Origin of the sequence: Mucilaginibacter gracilis (assembly GCF_003633615.1) — a bacterium.
Classification (GTDB): Bacteria; Bacteroidota; Bacteroidia; order Sphingobacteriales; family Sphingobacteriaceae; genus Mucilaginibacter; species Mucilaginibacter gracilis.
Genome location: NZ_RBKU01000001.1, coordinates 4,129,919 through 4,148,694 on the forward strand (window position 1 = coordinate 4,129,919; position 18,776 = coordinate 4,148,694).

Annotated in this window: 15 protein-coding genes; 5 read left to right on the plus strand and 10 right to left on the minus strand. The window is 41.6% G+C overall.

Annotated elements, in window-relative coordinates:
• Positions 1–36 precede the first annotated feature (36 nt).
• Complete coding sequence (locus tag BDD43_RS18365; RefSeq protein WP_121199042.1) at positions 37–2,469, minus strand: AsmA family protein; 2,433 nt, start codon at positions 2,467–2,469, stop codon at positions 37–39.
• A gap of 298 nt (positions 2,470–2,767) precedes the next feature.
• Here BDD43_RS18365 and BDD43_RS18370 point away from each other — a divergent pair, with 298 nt between their 5' ends.
• The 4 genes from BDD43_RS18370 (at position 2,768) to hemN (ending at position 6,914) form a co-directional block, all read left to right on the plus strand.
• Positions 2,768–3,955 (plus strand): PAS domain-containing sensor histidine kinase, encoded by a 1,188-nt coding sequence (locus BDD43_RS18370; protein WP_121199043.1) that lies wholly within the window; start codon positions 2,768–2,770, stop codon positions 3,953–3,955.
• Entirely contained in the window at positions 3,952–5,004 is a 1,053-nt protein-coding gene (locus BDD43_RS18375; protein ID WP_121199044.1) for a response regulator, read from the plus strand. Before BDD43_RS18370 ends, BDD43_RS18375 begins: the two co-directional genes overlap by 4 nt.
• A gap of 81 nt (positions 5,005–5,085) precedes the next feature.
• Entirely contained in the window at positions 5,086–5,532 is a 447-nt protein-coding gene (locus BDD43_RS18380) for a Rossmann-fold NAD(P)-binding domain-containing protein (protein WP_121199045.1), read from the plus strand.
• Between the two features lie 11 nt (positions 5,533–5,543).
• Entirely contained in the window at positions 5,544–6,914 is a 1,371-nt protein-coding gene (gene hemN, locus BDD43_RS18385; RefSeq protein WP_211339694.1) for an oxygen-independent coproporphyrinogen III oxidase, read from the plus strand.
• Positions 6,915–7,185: 271 nt separating this feature from the next.
• Here hemN and BDD43_RS18390 read toward each other — a convergent pair whose 3' ends face one another.
• Positions 7,186–7,530: a hypothetical protein gene (locus tag BDD43_RS18390; RefSeq protein ID WP_121199046.1), complete on the minus strand. Its 345-nt coding sequence runs from the start codon at positions 7,528–7,530 to the stop codon at positions 7,186–7,188.
• Positions 7,531–7,897: 367 nt separating this feature from the next.
• Between BDD43_RS18390 and BDD43_RS18395 the strand changes: the two genes are divergently transcribed.
• Complete coding sequence (locus BDD43_RS18395) at positions 7,898–10,390, plus strand: PAS domain S-box protein (protein ID WP_211339695.1); 2,493 nt, start codon at positions 7,898–7,900, stop codon at positions 10,388–10,390.
• Between the two features lie 25 nt (positions 10,391–10,415).
• On the opposite strand, the gene BDD43_RS18400 is transcribed toward BDD43_RS18395, so the two are convergent.
• From BDD43_RS18400 to BDD43_RS18435, 8 genes are all read right to left on the minus strand, one after another.
• Positions 10,416–11,099 carry a sulfite exporter TauE/SafE family protein gene (locus BDD43_RS18400; RefSeq protein WP_121199048.1) on the minus strand — a complete coding sequence of 228 codons (684 nt, stop codon included), beginning with the start codon at positions 11,097–11,099 and terminating at the stop codon, positions 10,416–10,418.
• A gap of 2 nt (positions 11,100–11,101) precedes the next feature.
• Positions 11,102–11,524, minus strand: a complete 423-nt coding sequence (locus BDD43_RS18405) for a FixH family protein (RefSeq protein WP_121199049.1) — start codon at positions 11,522–11,524, stop codon at positions 11,102–11,104.
• Between the two features lie 4 nt (positions 11,525–11,528).
• Positions 11,529–12,902, minus strand: a complete 1,374-nt coding sequence (gene ccoG, locus BDD43_RS18410; RefSeq protein ID WP_121199050.1) for a cytochrome c oxidase accessory protein CcoG — start codon at positions 12,900–12,902, stop codon at positions 11,529–11,531.
• A gap of 4 nt (positions 12,903–12,906) precedes the next feature.
• Positions 12,907–13,812, minus strand: a complete 906-nt coding sequence (locus BDD43_RS18415) for a cbb3-type cytochrome c oxidase N-terminal domain-containing protein (RefSeq protein ID WP_121199051.1) — start codon at positions 13,810–13,812, stop codon at positions 12,907–12,909.
• A 2-nt stretch (positions 13,813–13,814) separates the two neighbouring features.
• A complete protein-coding gene (locus BDD43_RS18420; RefSeq protein WP_121199052.1) occupies positions 13,815–14,000 on the minus strand; it encodes a hypothetical protein in 186 nt (61 codons plus the stop codon).
• Positions 14,001–14,009: 9 nt separating this feature from the next.
• Complete coding sequence (ccoN, locus tag BDD43_RS18425) at positions 14,010–16,136, minus strand: cytochrome-c oxidase, cbb3-type subunit I (protein WP_121199053.1); 2,127 nt, start codon at positions 16,134–16,136, stop codon at positions 14,010–14,012.
• 85 nt (positions 16,137–16,221) lie between these two features.
• Complete coding sequence (gene ccoS / locus BDD43_RS18430; RefSeq protein WP_121199054.1) at positions 16,222–16,380, minus strand: cbb3-type cytochrome oxidase assembly protein CcoS; 159 nt, start codon at positions 16,378–16,380, stop codon at positions 16,222–16,224.
• Positions 16,377–18,767: a heavy metal translocating P-type ATPase gene (locus BDD43_RS18435; protein ID WP_121199055.1), complete on the minus strand. Its 2,391-nt coding sequence runs from the start codon at positions 18,765–18,767 to the stop codon at positions 16,377–16,379. Before BDD43_RS18435 ends, ccoS begins: the two co-directional genes overlap by 4 nt.
• Between the last annotated feature and the right edge of the window lie 9 nt (positions 18,768–18,776).

Genomic DNA, 18,776 nt, shown 5'->3' on the forward strand with positions numbered 1-18,776 from the left:
TATTATGAAAGCGTCAAAAAGCCGATTGGTTTGTTGCTACTTATCAGTATCCTTGTGATGTTTGTTTAAGCTAATCTTAACTTTACCTGTCTCTTCATCGGTTTTAGCCAGTAAATGGATAACAATTCCTTTAAAGCGTTTCTTTTGCAATTCTTGCTTATCGGTAATGGTGCTGTCGCCCTTGGGGTTACGTAACGGAATATCGAGGGCTATATTGGTCCCTTTGTTTAAGCCGTAAGTGCCTGCCACGTCCATATTCAAAACGCTCGAACTGATCTGCATCGGGCTGATCTCTATCTTTTCGCCTTTAATTGCAAATTTGGCATCCAGTTTAGGTATCCTGATGTTTTTCAGGTCGCGGAAGGGGAAGGCAAACTTGCCCACGCTAACCAGCGGTTTAAAATTAACAAGGGCCGCGTTTGTTAAGCTAATATTTAGGTTACCGTTAATCGATTTGCCAATTAACGAGGCATTATTATCCATAATACCCGTAATTTGAGTTTTGGCAGATAAAGTACCTCTCAAATTATCGGAAGTAAAATCCTTCATCCCGAAATTATTAAACGACTCAAAAAATTCCTGCACGTTTACATTATGAACAGTAGTGTTAAGGTTCAAACCGTTACGGGCACCGCTTTTTTTGATGCCCCCATTTAGGCTCAATGATCCGCCTGCGGTTTTTAATCCCACGTTTTGTATTGCTACTCCATTTGGCGATGTAAGCAGGTCGGCCTTTACATTGGTGGCCAAAAATTTATTATAATGTAATTTAGCCACTTCCAGGTGCATTTTGGCGCTGCCCTTTTGTAATACGTTGCTCAGTTGGTCAATGGCATTGCCGCTGTTTTTGGTTTTTTGGTTGCTGGCCCCATTGCCGCCAAGCACGCCTAAAAATTCGCCAAGGTACATTTGCGGGCTGCTGATGTTCCAGGTTAGTAAAATCTTTTCGGGCGAATTATAGTACAGGTTGAGGAAATTGTTAACGCGGCCATTCATAAACACAATACTGCGCCCGGTTTGCAGCCTTATGTTGCTTAAAATTAAATTGTCGCCCTCAAAATTAAGTGTTAGCGAGGTATTGTTTAATTTAAGATTACTCGGAAGGTAATAAATATCGGTATTTTTAAAACTGATGCTGCCGGCAACTGTGGGTTTGTTAATACGGTAATCAACAATATCTGCCTTGTAGCGCAAATTTATGTTTGCGCTGCCTTTGCTAAATTTAGCAATTTTGGCACCTAATAAATAATTAAGGTTAGCCACCGGAAAGTTAGCACTAAAATTACCTGTGGCAATGGGTTTGTTAAGGTTAATAATGTTACCGGTATCTATTTTAAAGGGCAGGTGCTGGTAGCTGCCTGTCATACCAATCAGCCTGATAACGGAGTTCGAGTCAGACAATCCTTTTCCTTTTTTGTAATTATTGGTAAATACACCATCAAAGCTGCAATCATCTATTGTACTTCCGGGGATAGTAACGGTGTTGTTTTTAACCTTTGCGGTAATATATAAATAAGGGTCGCCACCGCTAAAGCTACCCGATATAATTGCCTTTACGGCTATGGGTTTGGCCATATTAAACTGATTGAGCTTTACGGCAATATTTTGTGCAAGCAGTGCAGAGGCGTGCTGCCATAGTAATTCGTTGCAGTAGATATGGAACAAAAAGGTGGCCGCCGGTTTTCCGGTTTCAAAAACCGCGCTGATTTGGAATGGATCGTCGCCTATGGCAAGCCTGTCCGTCTGCACATTTATTTTACCGTTTTCCGCGTTAAATCCGGCAGTGAAGTTACCTTCCAAAGCTTTGTTTTTTATAAAGCTGCCGTTTTGGGTACTAAAGGCCATACTTTTAGCTGTTATATCCATATGGAAAGCGGCGTACCAGCCCGAATCCGGATAGCGCATTTTTCCGTCGATGTTGTTAATCACAAAATCAAACAGTTTCCTGGCTCTTTGGTCGTCAACCTTGAAGCCCACGTTGGTAAGGCTGAATTGGCCGATTTGAGCCGGAGACTCATTTTTGGACGATTTGTTATCTGTTTTTTTTGGTCCCTTTTTAAACAATGAGGTATTGCTGTAGCCCGTGCTATCGGTATATAAATCGATTGAGGCATTGCTAATTGCCAGATGGTTAATTGCGATGGTGCCGGTAAGCAGGTTGGCGGTATTTACCGATAGGTCAAAATTCTTAGCGTCGAGCAAGGTATGATGATGCTCATTAAAGCGTTTATCGCGGATCAGTACGTTTTCCAGGCCAAGAGATATATTAGGGAACCTTTTAAAAAACATGGGGTGCATATTGCCTATAATAACCGTACCATCAACACTTTTGTTAAGTTCGGTATTAACCATTTTTAAAAATTTATCTTTCCGCAAGGTTATATAGGCAAAAGCCGCAACTATTAATAATGCAATTACCAATATAAGGCTGCCTACAATTTTGAGTATGGTTTTTAACAATGCTGGCATAGGTTTTTAAGGTAAAATATCCGATTATTACTTTTTGTTTTGATTATTACATCAATTAAACCCTTTTTGCTTATAACACTGCCCTAATTTTAAGTAAGCGGCCAGCAAGAGCTTATATCCCGAAAGGTGTTGCATAGGAGCCACTTTTTGCCGGTTATAATTTTTATGGCTTAATTTGCTTGTTAATTAATAAAAAATGTGTTTAACATCATTTTTTTAGTTGATAATAATTACATTTTGTTTGTAAATCATTGATCATATTTGTGACGTCTGTCACAATTTGCCAGTAAAACTATCTATGGAAAATGCAGCGCTGTTAAAAGCCATTATTGAAAACGCGATAGATGGTATAATTACTATTGATGACAGGGGTAAAATTGAAAGTATAAATCCGGCTGCATGTAAGTTATTTCAACGTTTACCCGAAGAAATAATTGGGGCAAATGTGGCCGTACTGATGCCTCCGCCAGATAGGGATTTGCACGATGAGTACATTAGCCGATACCGGCAAACCGGTGTGCCGCATATTATAGGCATAGGGCGCGAAGTAAAAGGACTGCGTAAAGACGGTACTATATTTCCTTTCAGGCTGGGGGTGAGCGAGGTTCAGTATTCCGGACGAAAAATATATACCGGTTTTATACACGATTTAACCCGCGAAAAAGAAGCCGAAGAAACATTAAAAGAATATGCCGCCCATCTGGAAGAACTGGTTGAGCATCGTACCCAATCCCTAAAAAAATCAGTATACGATTTGCAGCTTGCTAAGGAGGAAGTTAGTATGTCGCTTGAAAAGGAGAAAGAGCTTGGGCAGTTAAAAAGCCGCTTTGTTTCTATGGCTTCGCACGAGTTTCGCACGCCATTAAGTGCAGTACAGCTATCGGCATCGTTGATAGATAAGTATGCCGCCCCGTTTGATAATGTTAACATTACCAAGCATGTTTCAAAAATAAAAAATGCGGTTATCAACCTCACCACTATTTTAAACGATTTTTTGTCGTTAGAAAAACTGGAGGCCGGGAAAGTAGAGCCAACTTTTCATAATTTTGATTTGGTTAAACTATCCGAAGAGATTACCGAAGAAATGCAAATGATGGCAAAGCAAAATCAAAGCATTATCTATCAGCACACGGGTACCGCGGGTGTAATTAACCTGGATCCCAATTTGCTAAAAAACTGCGTAATTAACCTCATTGGCAATGCCATAAAATATTCGGGCGAAAATACTTTTATCGAGTTCAACTCCGAAATCACACCATCCGGGTGTGTGATAACCATTAAAGATAACGGCATTGGAATACCGGAAGCGGATCAAAAACATTTGTTTGAGGCGTTTTTTAGAGCGCACAATACCGGCAATATCCCCGGTACGGGTTTGGGTTTAAATATTGTGGCCCGCTACGTTAATTTGATGAAGGGAAAAGTTGATTTTAAGAGCGACGTAAATCAAGGTACATTATTTACAATTTCATTTCCAATAGCATGAGTAAAAAGATACTGATAATTGAAGACAATAATGACATACGCGACAATGTTGTTGAGATATTACAATTGGCCGGTTACGAAGTATTTGAAGCCAACAACGGCAAAACCGGGGTTGATTTAGCAACTAAAAGCCTGCCCGACCTAATTTTATGCGATATTATGATGCCCGAGTTAGACGGTTACGGGGTTTTATATATGCTGGGTAAAACTGCCGAAACGGCCGCAATACCTTTTATATTTTTAACTGCTAAAGCCGAACGCCTTGATTTGCGGAAGGGTATGGAGATGGGCGCCGACGATTACCTTACCAAACCTTTTGATGATATGGACTTATTAAATGCCATAGAAAGCCGTTTGAAAAAAAAGGAATTGCAGCATACGTTTTACAGCAAATCTTTGGATAATTTGGGTATGCTGGTTTCGAAAAATAACGGGCTTGCCGAACTGAAAAAGATAATACAGGAACGTAAAAGCCGCCAGTTTGGTAAAAACCAGGTTATATATTACGAGGGCGATAAGGCTGGCGGGCTTTATATTGTATTAGCAGGCCGGGTAAAAACAATTAAACTGGCCGAAGATGGCCGGGAGTTAATGACCGGGATTTACGCTACCGACCATTATTTGGGTATACACGCCATGCTGGCCAACGAGGCTTACAATGATACCGCCACAGCACTGGAAGATAGTACCCTGTGTTTGATACCTAAAGATTTGTTGGAGCCTTTGTTAAACCAGCACCCCGAAGTTGCCCGCGAGTTTATTAAATTGCTGGCTGCCGATATACGCGAAAAAGAAGAACAACTGTTACGGCTTGCCTATAACTCTGTACGTAAACGTATGGCCGAGGCTGTACTGCGTTTGCACCACCAGCAAGCAAACCAATCCGAAAACTTTAAGATTAGCCGTGAAGATTTGGCCGCTATGGCCGGGATGGCCACCGAAACGGTTAGCCGCACACTATCAGACTTTAAAGAGGAGGGATTGATTGCTAAAAAGGGCAGTTCAATCACTGTATTGGACGAAAAACGCCTGTCGCGGATGAAAAACTGATCCAAATCACTTTTCTTATTGATTTTTCTCATTCTGCGGATGCTGCCCAGAGCGTAATTTTGTTTAAATAAAACTTTGCGCATGAAAGCGGTAGCATACAGTATCAAACCCTTCGAAAAAGAACACCTGGCTAAAGCCAACCACAAAAAGCACGATATAACGCTAATTTCAAATCCGTTAAATTTGGATACCGTTGCCTACGCCAAGGGCAAATATGCAGTTATCGTTACGGCCGAAGACGACGTATTTAGTCCGGTTATTGAAAAACTTGCTGCAATGGGTGTTCGGTTTATCGTTACGCGTACATTAAACACAGCGCATATTGATAAAGAAACCGCATCGCGCCTGGGTATCAAAATATCTAACGTGCCAATATTTATATCCGAAAACGAAAAAGATATTGACGAGTTGCAGCGGGCAGCCTATCAAACCATTAAAAATCTCGATTTGTGGCAACAAAACAAATGTGTGGGCGATGCATGTGCCTGCGCCAACAGTTGCCGAACTAACCTAAACAACACAAAATAATTGTTAAGGTTATGGCAATACTTTTGCAACAATTGGTTAATAAATACAATATAGCTGCTCCTCGTTATACCAGTTATCCTACTATGCCTTACTGGCACGTTGATGATTTTAATGTTTGGGAGTGGAAAAAATCGGTTTCGGTATCCTTTAAACAAAGCAATGCAAGTCAAGGTATTAGCGTGTACATCCACCTGCCTTTTTGCGAAAACCTTTGTACTTATTGCGGTTGTAATACACGTATTACAAAAAACCATAATGTAGAAGTACCCTACATTCAAGCGGTATTGAAAGAGTGGGCCATGTACCTCAAAATATTTGACGAAACCCCAATAATAAGCGAATTGCACTTAGGTGGAGGCACGCCCACATTTTTTAGTCCGCAAAATTTGCATATGCTAATTAGCGGCATACTTGAAAATGCCACCGTACATGCTCAAGCCGAATTTAGCTTTGAGGGGCACCCGGCAAATACTACCGCCATCCATTTACAAACACTATATAACCTGGGTTTTAGACGGGTTAGTATCGGTATTCAAGATTTTGATGCAACGGTGCAACTCATCATTAATCGCGAACAAAGTTTTGAGCAGGTATTAAATATAACAGCCGACGCCCGCCGTATTGGGTACACATCTATCAATTACGATTTAATTTATGGCCTGCCGCTGCAAACGGTTGAAGGGCTAATTAATACGGTGCAAATGGTTACTGAATTGCGGCCAGACCGTATTGCATTTTATAGCTATGCCCACGTGCCCTGGATAAAGCCCGGGCAGCGCAAGTTTACCGAGAACGACTTGCCCGATGCCAATCTCAAAAGAAAACTTTATGAGATAGGCCGCAGCCTTTTTGCAACCTATGGTTATCAAGAAATTGGTATGGATCATTTTGCCTTACCCGACGACGACCTTTGTATTGCCGAAGCAAATGGCAGCCTTAGCCGCAATTTTATGGGCTATACCAGCCAGCATACGCAGTTGCTGGTGGGTTTGGGTGTATCGTCTATTAGCGATACGGGCAACGCCTTTGCCCAAAACGTAAAAATGGTTGAAGCTTATCTGGCTTATATTGATGATGATTTATTGCCCACTTTTAAAGGCCACTTTTTAACAAACGACGATCTGGTCATCAAAAAGCATATTTTAAATATTATGTGCAAAGGCGAAACCACCTGGAACCACGATACCGAACCATGCCCTGCTTTGGAAGAAGGTATAAAACGCCTGGAAACCATAGCCCAGGATGGATTAATTGTACTTAACCCTTCCGGATTAAAGGTGACACCGGTTGGCAAGCGCTTCCTCAGAAATATTTGTATGGCTATTGACGCCCGCTTATGGGCCCATCAACCTACTACACAACTTTTTAGCATGTCTATATAACCTTATTAGGGTTAATCCTCTTTACAGGTAAGCTTCATTGGTAAAAAGCTTCACCAACAACCAAATTTTAGCGCCGACTTTAAAAGAAAGGGTAGGCGCATTTGCTGTGCTGTGTATCTTCAACATCAGTTATCTGCTTTTAATTGATAGCTGTTTATAAACATTGGTGCTATAGTTATGTATAGCTATAATAAATATCCCCTTTAAGCTATTAGTGCGTTGGCAGCTAATAGCTTAAAGGGGATATTTATTAAACAATGCTAGTGGCTAACTACAGTATATAAACCAGTAACATAAGCACATGTATTGCTATACTTGCAGCAAACAGGGTAAGCGTTGTTCTGATATTTGAGCCGCCCATACCGGCTATAAAATTTGCAAAAAATAATATAAGTGTTACCGCTAAAACGGCAATTGGCGCGTTAAAATAATACATTAACAAAGCCGGTATAGGTAAAAAAAGTACGCCCTGCGAAACAAGCGAAATTAAAAACCAAAGAGTTTTTTTTGGTGCCTGGCTATCGGCAAAGGCGAGCCATTTGGTCCATACCGAGGTGCCTGTTAAGCTGTTTATAGTTTGTTGTTTTAAGGGTGTTTTAGCTGCTAAAGTTGTCATGTTATTGTTGTTTTAATACAACAAACGTCCGTATATAATTGGTTATGGGGTATGACGGAGTACGCAAAAAAAGGTGATATAAATCACATTTCGCGACGCTTTTAACGATTTCGATTAGAGCAATCATCAGCCTAATGTGCTAGAATAATTTTCTTAAACGCATTTATTTGCGTAATTGTTAAAAAAAGTATAACGATACAAGCAATTTATTTAAGTTAGTGGTGTTTTAATTTCGAAAAGCTCAAATTATATTAACGTTAATATTAAAGCGAAATTAGGCTGTGCCCGTTAAATAATACTTAAATTTAATAACGGTAATTGCTATAGCCAATTTCCGTTATTAAGTGTATGGACCAACAGAATGATTTTGGCGATAAAAAAAACTATTCGCGACGATATTCATTTCAAAAAACTAATAGAGAACAGTTATTCGGGTATAACTTTACTTGACAAAAATTTAAAAATATTTTACAGAAGCCCCTCTGCCGAGCGCATAGGTGGCTGGAACGATATTGAGAGAGCAAACGTCACTATTGAGCAAGTTACTCATCCATCCCATCAAGCAATGGTGAGCCAGTTGCTTGCGGATGTTTTATTAAGCCCCGGCATTCCTAAAACCTGCATTATTCAGTCTAAACATTACGCAGGGCATTATATTTGGCTGGAGTGTACGTATACAAATATGCTGCACGAGGATGGAATAAACGCAATAGTTTGCGATTTTCATGATATTACAAGGCAAAAAGAAAGCGAAATATTACTAAAACAAACCATAGGCGAACTTTCGGCTTACAAGTATGCTTTGGATGAATCGGCCATAGTGGCCGTAACCGATCAGAAGGGGATTATTCAACACGTTAATGATAATTTTTGCAAAATATCCAAATACAACAGCGAGGAGTTAATAGGGCACGACCATCGTATTATTAATTCGTCGCACCACTCAAAAAATTATATTCAAAATTTGTGGGTAACCATAGCAAATGGTAAAATTTGGAAAGGTACCTTAAAAAACAAAGCCAAAGACGGTACTTATTATTGGGTTGAAACTACTATTGTGCCTTTTGTTAATAACCAGGGTAAGCCTTATCAATATATCGCCATCCGATCAGACATCACAGAGCGCATATTAAACGAAGAACGTATAGCAGCTAACGAACGTTTTTTAAAAACAATTACCGGTAATTTGCCGGCAATGATAACCTATTGGGATGCCGACGAACAGTGTTTATTTGCCAATAAAATGTTGCTCGATTGGTATAACAAAACCGCCGATGAAGTAAAAGGCATCCACAAAAAAAAGTTAATGGACGCCGGCGAATATGCAAATTGCGAGCCTTACGTAAGGGCTGTTTTAAAAGGTGCGCCTCAAAAATTTTATCGCTCGTTTTATAAAGGGGATAATCAAACTATTTACGCGCATACACAGTATGTGCCCGATATTCGGGACTGCGTTGTAAAAGGCTTTTTTTCGTTAGTATGTGATTACACGGATATTAGAAAGGCAGAAATGAAGATTGTTGAAAAAAACAGTCAAATTGAAAACCTGCTCGAAAACATACCCGACGGCTTTATAGCTCTTGATGCAAACCTGTGCTGCACCTATGCAAATAAGCAAATTTTGCGAATATTTGGTTGGGGAGAAGTTGAAATGGTGGGCAAAAGTATAGGTGACATTTTTCCGGATGGCGTGCGCACCCCAACCTGGGATGCTATAAACACCGCCTTTACCGAAAAAATATATGTTTGCAACGAGGATTACTATGCGCCGCTTAATTTATGGCACGAAAACAGGGTTTACCCAGCTGATGGCGGGTTATCAATTTTTATACGGAATATTACGCAGCGCAAAGACGAAGAGAAGCATCTGCGATTGTTAGAATCCGTTATAACCAATACAACCGACGCTGTTTTAATTACAAAGGTTTCTCCGCTTGATGAGCCTGGCCCCGCCGTAGTTTACGTAAATGAAGCATTTACTAGGATGACCGGCTATAGTGCCGAAGAAATGATTAACAAAACCCCACGTATTTTACAGGGCCCAAAAACCGATAAAATTGAGTTGCAACGGTTACGCGTTGCGTTACAAAAAGGGGAGCCGTGTGAAGTTACAACCGTTAATTATAAAAAAAACGGTGATGAGTTTTGGATCAACTTTTCGGTAAGTGCCGTGAAGGATGGCGCAGGGCAAAGCACTCATTTTATAGCTATTGAACGCGATATAACGCAGGCTAAAAATGAGGAGGAACAAAAGCGCAAGCTCACCGAAGAGATTACGGTTTCGTTAAAAGAAAAGAATACTATTTTAGAAAGTATAGGCGACGCGTTTTTTGCGGTTGACAACAACTGGACGGTAACCTATTGGAACAATATGGCCGAAAAAGTACTGGAAATCGATAGGGTTAATGTTTTGAATAAAAATTTGTGGGCCGTGTTTTCATCGTCGGTGGGATCAGAGTCGTTTAATAAATATCAAAAGGCGATGGTTGGTGCTCAAAACGAACATTTCGAAGACTTTTATCCGGCACTTAACCGCTGGTTTGAAGTGAGTGCCTATCCGTCGGAAAACGGGTTATCGGTTTATTTTAAAGACATAACGCACCGAAAGGAGGCCGAGAGCCAATTAATGGTTCTCAATCAAAATTTACAAGACCAGAACGAAAAAATTAGAGAAATATCCTGGATACAGTCACACGTTATCAGATCGCCGCTGGCGCGCATATTGGGCTTAATACCCCTTATCAGCGAAAAATATAATGATGGCGAAGTGATGATAACGTATCTTCAGCAATCGGCAAACGAGCTTGATGATGTTATTAAAAGCATAACAGATAAATCTGCCCAGGCAAATTACGAGTAGGCAGCATATTATAAAATTAAGGTAATTAATGGCATACGTTTACCTGGCCTTTTGCCGGGCTTAAATAGGGTATATTAAGCTCCATGCCGCGAATGATAAACCAAAAACCCAGGCATATCATAAAATAGGGTATGGCGCGGTTTATCTGCCTGCGCAGCGCTGCACTTATAAAGCCCGAGCCTAATGTGGCCAATAGCATTAATGGGAAGGTGCCCAGGCCAAACCAAAACATATATTGTGCAGCACTGGCTGGCGAAGGAGTATTTACTGCGCCAAGCAGCGCAAGGTAAACAAAACCACACGGTAAAAACCCGTTGAGCACACCAATAATTAAATGCCCCGCCCGGTGCTGCAACGCGTAAACAATAAGCCGGTTAATGGGCGATAACAACCTGGCCAACCTTGAATTGTTGGCAAAACCTACCTTAAACAAACGCGATAAACCTGCCATAATAATTAAAAGGCCGCTTATAAAACTTAGCCCTTGTTGTGCGCCCAAAAGCCAAAGCTGCCTGCCAAGCAACCCTATAATAGCACCCAAAAAGGTATAACTGAGCAAGCGGCCAATGTTGTAGGTTACTTTATCAAACACAACCAGCCACCATTTGTTATTGGAAACCGGAATGGCGAAGGCTAACGGCCCGCACATGCCTATGCAATGAATGCTTCCAAAAAGGCCAATAAAAAATGCGATCTCGTTACTGTTCATTATTATCGAATGGTAACATCTTGTTGATACAAATAGGCTTTGCGGGCACTTTTCCACTCCAAAATCACCTTCCATTTGCCGCTAACCAAATCTTTTACGGAAACCTGGGCGCTGTTGCCGAGTTGCGTATTGAGCGCTATTGTTTTATCCATAGCCTGGCTGGATGGCCTGATGAACTTAACAGTACCAATGGCCGGTTCAATAAAACCGATGTTGCAAAAATTACCGTTTATTTTAACCAGGGGGCGGGCTTTGTCTTTGGTAACCTGCATTTCTTTGTTGTAATCCTGGTCAAAGTTTAAACCCTTCTCGTAATACTGATGGTCGTATTCGTCTTGCGGTGTGGTAAACATGTAAATGCACATGCTCAAAATAAAAAGTATAAAAACAAGCATCCCGGTAACAATTCCTTTTCCCCAATTCATAGTTTTAATCGTTAGTTGGCCCCACAAACGTGGCGCTTACAGTTTGTAATACTTTATTGTTAAGTGTTAAGTTTAATTTAATGTCGGTTTTAAGGGTATGAATATTTGCCGTTGGCACCATCAAAAAAAACATCATTTTAACCGAGCCACCTGCAGCAACTTTGCCCGGTGCCTGTATGTATTTTATCTTAACTGCCGGGTCGTTGGTTGTAATTACAAAGTCTCTAGCTGTGTTTGATTTGTTGATAACCTCGGCATTGTAAATATTACTGATGTAGCCGCCGGTTTGCTGCTGATACAACATGCCCGCGCCACGCATTACGGTTATATTCATATCGCTCCGGCTCAAAATAAAGTAGCTTAAAACGCTTATCATTACAACAATAACCGCCGTGTACCCCTTCATCCTGGCGGTAAAAGATGGCTTTTGTTTGGAGTGGATCATGTTTTCCGAATAAAAGCCAATCAGGTTTCGGGGCTTGTGTATCTTATCCATCACCTCGTCGCAGGCATCAATACACATGGTGCAATTAATGCACTCCAATTGCGTACCTTCTCTAATATCTATGCCGGTAGGGCAAACCGATACACACAAGCCGCAATCCACACAGTCGCCCTTTAAATTTAAAGGGTTGGGGTTACGTTCAAGCTTTCCGCGAGGTTCGCCACGCACATCATTATAGGCAACTACCAACGTATTTTTATCAATCAATACGGTTTGTAAACGACCATAGGGGCAAATAACTGTACAAACCAACTCGCGCACCTGGCTATAAACGGCATAAAAAATAAATGTAAATACCCAGATGCTGAAAAAGCCAACCCAATGCAAATTAACAGGCTCGATGATGATTTTGATTAACGAAGCGCTACCAATGAGATAGGCCAAAAAGGTATTGGCTATTAAAAACGAAATGAGTAAAAATGCAATGTGCTTTGCTGTTTTTTTATAAATTTTGTTGTTAGTCCACGGTCCGGCATCTAGTTTTTTACGCGTGTTGGCATCGCCCTCTATCCATGTTTCTACCTTGCGGAAAACCATCTCCATAAATATGGTTTGGGGGCATATCCAGCCGCAAAATATTCGACCGAATGCAATGGTGAACAGTACTACGCAAACCAAAAAAACCAGTGTAGCCAAAACGAATAAAAAAATATCCTGGGGCCAGAAAACCTGGCCCAGCAGGACAAATTGCCTGTCCATAAAATTGAGTAACAACAGTGGCTGCCCATTGATGCGCAAAAAAGGCCCGGCAAAAAAGAAGATTAAATAAACATAGCTAATGGCGCTGCGCCATTTGTAATAAATACCTGCACGTAAAAGCGGATACATCCATTTTCGCTTGCCCTCCCTATTATCCAGTGTTGCGTCGGTCATGTTTTTATTTTGAAGCCGGTTTATTTGATTCCTCTTTTTCTAAAACGCCTTGCGGGGCTTTGGCACCCGCCGGGTGTGTATCATGTATTGATTTTACAAAGTTGGCTACATCGGCTATTTGCCTTGGCGATAATTGTTTTTCCCAGGTGGGCATACCTTTTGCTAAAACACCGTATTTAATGGTTTTAAAAAGGTCGTTAATTTTGCTTCCGTGTAACCAATAATCGTCTGTTAAATTGGGGCCAACATTGCCCTGGCCGTGGTCGCCGTGGCATGGTGCACAACGTAGGGTAAATATGGCTTGGCCAGCGCTAATCACTGCCGGGTCTGACGACGATTTTACCGAGTTTTCATCAACCAAATTGGCAGCTTTACTCAGGTATTCTTTTTTTGCAACATCAGCCTGCGCCATTTCGGTTTTGTATTCGTCGTATTGTAATTGCCCCAAGCCAAATACGTGGTAGGTAAGCAAATAGCAAATGCCAAAAATAATGGTGCCATAAAACAGGTACATAAACCAAGCCGGTATAGGGTTATCCAGTTCCTGGATGCCGTCATAATCATGAGCAATGAGCAGGTCCTTTTCTTCTTCTAACGGCCTTAACGAAAGTAATTTATTCCATACCTCTACTTTGGGTTTAACTATTTTTTTTGCTGCTTTTTCTTCCTTTTCGGCTGCAATTATTGCTTCTTCGGTTGTACCCTGATATTTAAAAACTACCCTGGTTAATATTCTGAAAGTTTTGAGCATCACCAACAATACTGCAATAAATAACAGCAAGGTTATTGAAATGAGGCCGTAGCCCAGATAATCCCGCACATCAGCCGGAATAAGCGTATCGTTAGCCGCCATAACCGGCTGTACTGTTAAAAATAAAGCCGATAATAATATGATCCTTTTGTAATTCATGATTAGATGGATTGTGGTAAATCGGTATAACTGTCTTGCAGTGGCAAATCGCTCATGTGTTCTACATGTTGTTTCCGCGTACGGATCAACAAAACGGTTACCACAATAAAAAATACAAAGAATATACCCAGGGAGAAAAGCAGGTAGGCCTGGTTAGCGTTAATGTTTTCTGTAAATTGCTTAAACATGATTTCTTTTTATTTATTGGCTGTTTTATTTGCTTTAATATCGGTACCCAAACGTTGCAGATAAGCAATAAGGGCAATAATCTCTTTGTCTTTTTTAACCTTAATATGGTCTGTGTACAAGTTGTCTGCAATTGCTTTGGCTTGCTTATCCAAATCGTTATTGGCTATATTTTCATATCCGGCAGGGTACGGAACGCCTAACTTGCGCATAGCGTTAATTTTTGCTTTGGTAAGCGATGTATCTAATGTTTGCGTAATCAGCCAATCGTAATTTGGCATAATGCTTCCCTGCGACATTAACCTGGGGTCCATCAGGTGATTATAGTGCCAGGCGTTACCGTATTTTTGACCTTCGCGGGCCAAATCAGGGCCGGTTCTTTTTGAGCCCCATAAAAAGGGATGGTCGTAAACAAACTCACCCGCCTTGCTATACTCACCGTATCGTTCCGTTTCCGATCTAAAAGGCCTCACTGTTTGCGAATGGCAGTTTGAGCAGCCTTCTCTAATATACAGGTCGCGGCCCTGTAACTCCAGCGGGGTGTAAGGTTTAACAGCGGCTATAGTAGGTATGTTTGATGATATGGTTAAGGTTGGCATCAACTCAATAAAAGTGCCTATCAAAATTACCAGCAAAGCGGCAATAAGCATTTGTATTGGCTTACGCTCCAGCCTGCGGTGCCACTCGCTTTCTCTGGCCACGGTTTCAATGGGTGCTAAAGGCATGGCCTGGGCGGCTTCGTTAGCTACCAGTTTGCCCTGCAAAGCTGTACGGCAAAGGTTATAAGCCATTACAATTACACCCAACAAATACATTGCTCCACCAACCGAGCGCATAATGTGCATGGGCAATATCTGCAAGGTTGTTTCTAAAAAATTGGGGTATTTCAACAAGCCTTCGGGTGTAAATTCTTTCAGCATCAGGCTTTGTGTAAAGCCGGCCCAATACATGGGTATAGCATAAAACAATATGCCCAGCGTGCCTATCCAAAAGTGAAAGGAGGCCAGTTTTTTCGAAAATAAATCGGTTTTATAAATACGTGGTATCAGCCAGTATAAAACACCAAATGTTAAAAAGCCGTTCCAGCCTAAGGCGCCAACGTGTACGTGGGCAATAATCCAATCGCTAAAGTGGGCAATGCTGTTTACCTGTTTTAACGATAGCATAGGCCCTTCAAAGGTTGCCATACCGTAGGCGGTTAGTGCAACAACCATAAACTTTAAGGTAACATCATCTCGCACCTTGTCCCAGGCGCCGCGCAGGGTTAACAGCCCGTTTATCATACCGCCCCAGCTTGGCGCGATGAGCATAATGGAAAATGCTACACCTAACGATTGCGCCCATCCCGGCAAGGTGGTATATAATAAATGGTGAGGGCCCGCCCAGATGTAAATAAAAATGAGCGCCCAAAAATGCAGAATACTTAATTTATACGAATAGATGGGCCTGTTTGCCATTTTAGGCAAAAAGTAATACATCATGCCCAGGTAGGGTGTGGTTAAAAAGAAGGCTACCGCGTTATGCCCGTACCACCACTGTACCAAAGCATCTTGCACGCCGGCGTAAACCATGTAACTTTTCCAGGCCGAAACCGGTAGCTCAACAGAGTTAACGATGTGCAAAACAGCTATAGTTACAAAGGTTGCAATGTAAAACCAAATGGCTACATAAAGGTGCCTTTCGCGGCGCTTAAATATGGTGCCAAACATGTTGATACCAAATACCACCCAAATGAGCGTTATGGCAATATCTATCGGCCATTCCAGCTCGGCATATTCGTGCGATGTTGTGAAGCCAAGTGGCAGGGTAATTACTGCCGAAACAATAATGAGTTGCCATCCCCAAAAATGGATGTAGCTTAATACATCGCTAAACATGCGCGCTTTAAGTAACCGTTGTAACGAGTAATAAACACCCATAAATATGGCGTTGCCCACAAAGGCAAATATTACGGCGTTGGTGTGTAGCGGGCGTATACGGCCATAGGTGGTGTACTGGTTACCCATATTTGCCGCTGGGTGGTATAACTGTATGGCAACGATCAGTCCAACCGTCATGCCGATAATCCCCCAGATAACGGTAGCTATACCAAAATTCCGGACGATTTTATTGTCATAGTAAAATTTTTCGGGCTGCATAAAATTGTGATTGTTTATGGCTGTAAAATTATGGTGATGTAATAGATGAGAGAATGACGCGTGTTATACAAAAGCGTGACTATTGTCACTTTTGTTCGATATCGTTGTCCTCGTCAAGCAATATGCGCACCGAGGGTGTGTATAGATCGTCGTTTTGGCCGCTGTTTTGCGCCCAAAAAAAAGCGGATAAAAATGCCAGGGCAAGCAAAACGCTGCACCCGATTAAGAAATAAATAATGCTCATTTTAATTTACGTTTTTTAGCTGCGAAATGTGTAGCTATACTGGTGAATGAAATAATAGTAGCCGTACTTACCGGCATTAAAATAGCTGCCGTTAGCGGCGAAAGCATACCGGTAACGGCGTAGCTTAAACCAATTACATTATAAGTTACCGAGATGAGAAAAGATAGATGAATGATGTTAACGGCATCTTTAGAAAAACGCATAAAGGCGGGCAACTTATCAAACGATTTTCCGTCGAGTATGGCATCGCTGCCGGGGGTAAAGTTGTTTACATTGTCGGTAATGGCTATACCCAGGTTGCTTTGTTGCAACGCGCCCGAATCGTTTACGCCGTCGCCAATCATCATTACTTTTTTACCTTGTTGCTGTAGCAAGTCAATAAAATCCAGTTTGTCTTGCGGCGATTTATTGAACAGCATGTGGCCCGGCTCAACAAAAAAGGTTTGCAAAGCGTTGCGTTCATGGTCTCTATCGCCCGAGAGGAGATACGTTTGATAGGCTTGTTTTAGCTGTGATATAATGTTTAACCCGCCCCTGTATTGGTGCAACAGCGCAAAATAACCCAGATAATGCTCATCCACCATCACATAAACTTTAGTTACATCTGCGTTAACTTCGGTTTGGTTAAGCACAAAAGCGGAGTTACCTATCCGCAACTTATGCCCGTTAATGGTAGCCAGTATGCCTTTACCGGCTATTTCAAAGTAAAGCGTTGGCACGTGTTTTTTAACACCGGCCAGTTCCCGGCATATCATAGCAGATAAAGGATGTGCGGAGTTTATACATGCGCTGTAAATTAGCTGTTTTTGCTCATCAGTTAAATTTGGCGGTACTTGCACCTGCGTGTTTTCGCGGGTAGTAATGGTTCCGGTTTTATCAAACACTATGGTGTCAATCCCGGCCATCTGTTCTACAACACTGGTGTTTTTTAAATAAAACAGGTTTTTATCAAAAACGCTCAAAGCGGCAGCCATGGTAAAAGGCGTGCTCAGGGCCAGCGCGCAGGGGCAAGCCACTATCAGCACAGCCGTAAAGGCCGAGAGGCCGCGTGTAACACTTGTTGGTAACCAAAACAGTAACGAGCCAATAGCAATGGCCAGCAAAACAATGGTAAAGTACTTGCTTACCCGTTGGTTAAAGGTTTGTATGCGGGTATCTTTATGGCGCTTAAAGGCCTCGTTGTTCCAAAGTTGGGTAAGGTAGCTTTGCGATACGGGTTTAATAACCTCCATTTCAATGGCATAGCCGGTTTGGCGGCCCCCGGCGTAAATAATTTCGCCAAGTACTTTGGTTACCGGGAGCGTTTCGCCGGTTACAAAGCTAAAATCTACCAGGGCTTCACCTTTTAATAAAATAGCATCGGCCGGAATAATCTCGTTGTTACGGATAATAATACGATGGCCGGTATTTAATTGCGATAACGGTATGGGCTGCTCTTGGTTGCCATTAATCAAATGTACAGCTACCGGGAAAAATGAGCGGTAATCGCGCTCGAAAGACAGGTGATGATAGGTTTTTTTCTGAACAAATTTCCCCACCAGTAAAAAGAAAACCAGGCCGCAAAGGGTATCGGCAAAACCGGCGCCGGTGCCGGTTAACACCTCTGCCACTGTTCGTAAAAACAAAACTGCTATACCTAAGGCCAGCGGAAAATCTATACTCAGTACCTTAGCCTTTAAATTTTGCCAGGCCGAAATAAAATAATCTTTGCCACTGTAAAAAACCACGGGTAAGGCAAATAAAATATTGAGCCAGCCAAAAAAGTGTTTAAACGTTTGCTCGTAAACCGATAGCCCAAAATATTCGGGAAAACTCAATAGCATTACATTGCCAAAGCAAAAGCCTGCTACTGCAATTTTTTGTACCAGCTTATCTGCATTTGTTGTGTTTTGCTCTTTAATAATATCGTGCAAACTAATTAGTGGTTCATAGCCAATATCATATAATATCTCAACCAGGCCCTGCAAACTCAGTTTTTGATGGTCGAAACGGATATTCAATTGTTTCTTTAAAAAATCAACCCTGCAATAGTGTATAGCCGGGTTGATTTTGTTTAGCTGCTCAAGCAACCACAAACACGAGCTGCAATGAATATGAGGGATATAAAGCGTTACAATGCTAATTTGCCCGTCGCTGTAATCAAGCAAACTGCTTAAAATGCTGGGCTCGTTTAAATAGGCAAATCGTTTATCGGTACGGTTTCGCGTAGCACCCGGATGATCGTTGTAATTGTAATAGCTGCACAGGTTATTTTGTGATAATATGTGGTAAACACTTTCACAGCCGTGGCAGCAAAAATGCTTTTCCTCAATAGTGTAGGCCTTAGTTAAACATTCGTCGCCGCAATGGTAACAGGTGGTTTTTTCAAGTGTTGCGCTTTGCTTCATTTTACAATA

Bases quoted from the DNA above. Each gene is read 5' to 3' on its own strand.
- BDD43_RS18365 (WP_121199042.1), bottom strand. From the start codon at position 2,469: ATGCCAGCATTGTTAAAAACCATACTCAAAATTGTAGGCAGCCTTATA.
- BDD43_RS18370 (WP_121199043.1), top strand. From the start codon at position 2,768: ATGGAAAATGCAGCGCTGTTAAAAGCCATTATTGAAAACGCGATAGAT.
- BDD43_RS18375 (WP_121199044.1), top strand. From the start codon at position 3,952: ATGAGTAAAAAGATACTGATAATTGAAGACAATAATGACATACGCGAC.
- BDD43_RS18380 (WP_121199045.1), top strand. From the start codon at position 5,086: ATGAAAGCGGTAGCATACAGTATCAAACCCTTCGAAAAAGAACACCTG.
- hemN (WP_211339694.1), top strand. From the start codon at position 5,544: ATGGCAATACTTTTGCAACAATTGGTTAATAAATACAATATAGCTGCT.
- BDD43_RS18390 (WP_121199046.1), bottom strand. From the start codon at position 7,530: ATGACAACTTTAGCAGCTAAAACACCCTTAAAACAACAAACTATAAAC.
- BDD43_RS18400 (WP_121199048.1), bottom strand. From the start codon at position 11,099: ATGAACAGTAACGAGATCGCATTTTTTATTGGCCTTTTTGGAAGCATT.
- BDD43_RS18405 (WP_121199049.1), bottom strand. From the start codon at position 11,524: ATGAATTGGGGAAAAGGAATTGTTACCGGGATGCTTGTTTTTATACTT.
- ccoG (WP_121199050.1), bottom strand. From the start codon at position 12,902: ATGACCGACGCAACACTGGATAATAGGGAGGGCAAGCGAAAATGGATG.
- BDD43_RS18415 (WP_121199051.1), bottom strand. From the start codon at position 13,812: ATGAATTACAAAAGGATCATATTATTATCGGCTTTATTTTTAACAGTA.
- BDD43_RS18420 (WP_121199052.1), bottom strand. From the start codon at position 14,000: ATGTTTAAGCAATTTACAGAAAACATTAACGCTAACCAGGCCTACCTG.
- ccoN (WP_121199053.1), bottom strand. From the start codon at position 16,136: ATGCAGCCCGAAAAATTTTACTATGACAATAAAATCGTCCGGAATTTT.
- ccoS (WP_121199054.1), bottom strand. From the start codon at position 16,380: ATGAGCATTATTTATTTCTTAATCGGGTGCAGCGTTTTGCTTGCCCTG.
- BDD43_RS18435 (WP_121199055.1), bottom strand. From the start codon at position 18,767: ATGAAGCAAAGCGCAACACTTGAAAAAACCACCTGTTACCATTGCGGC.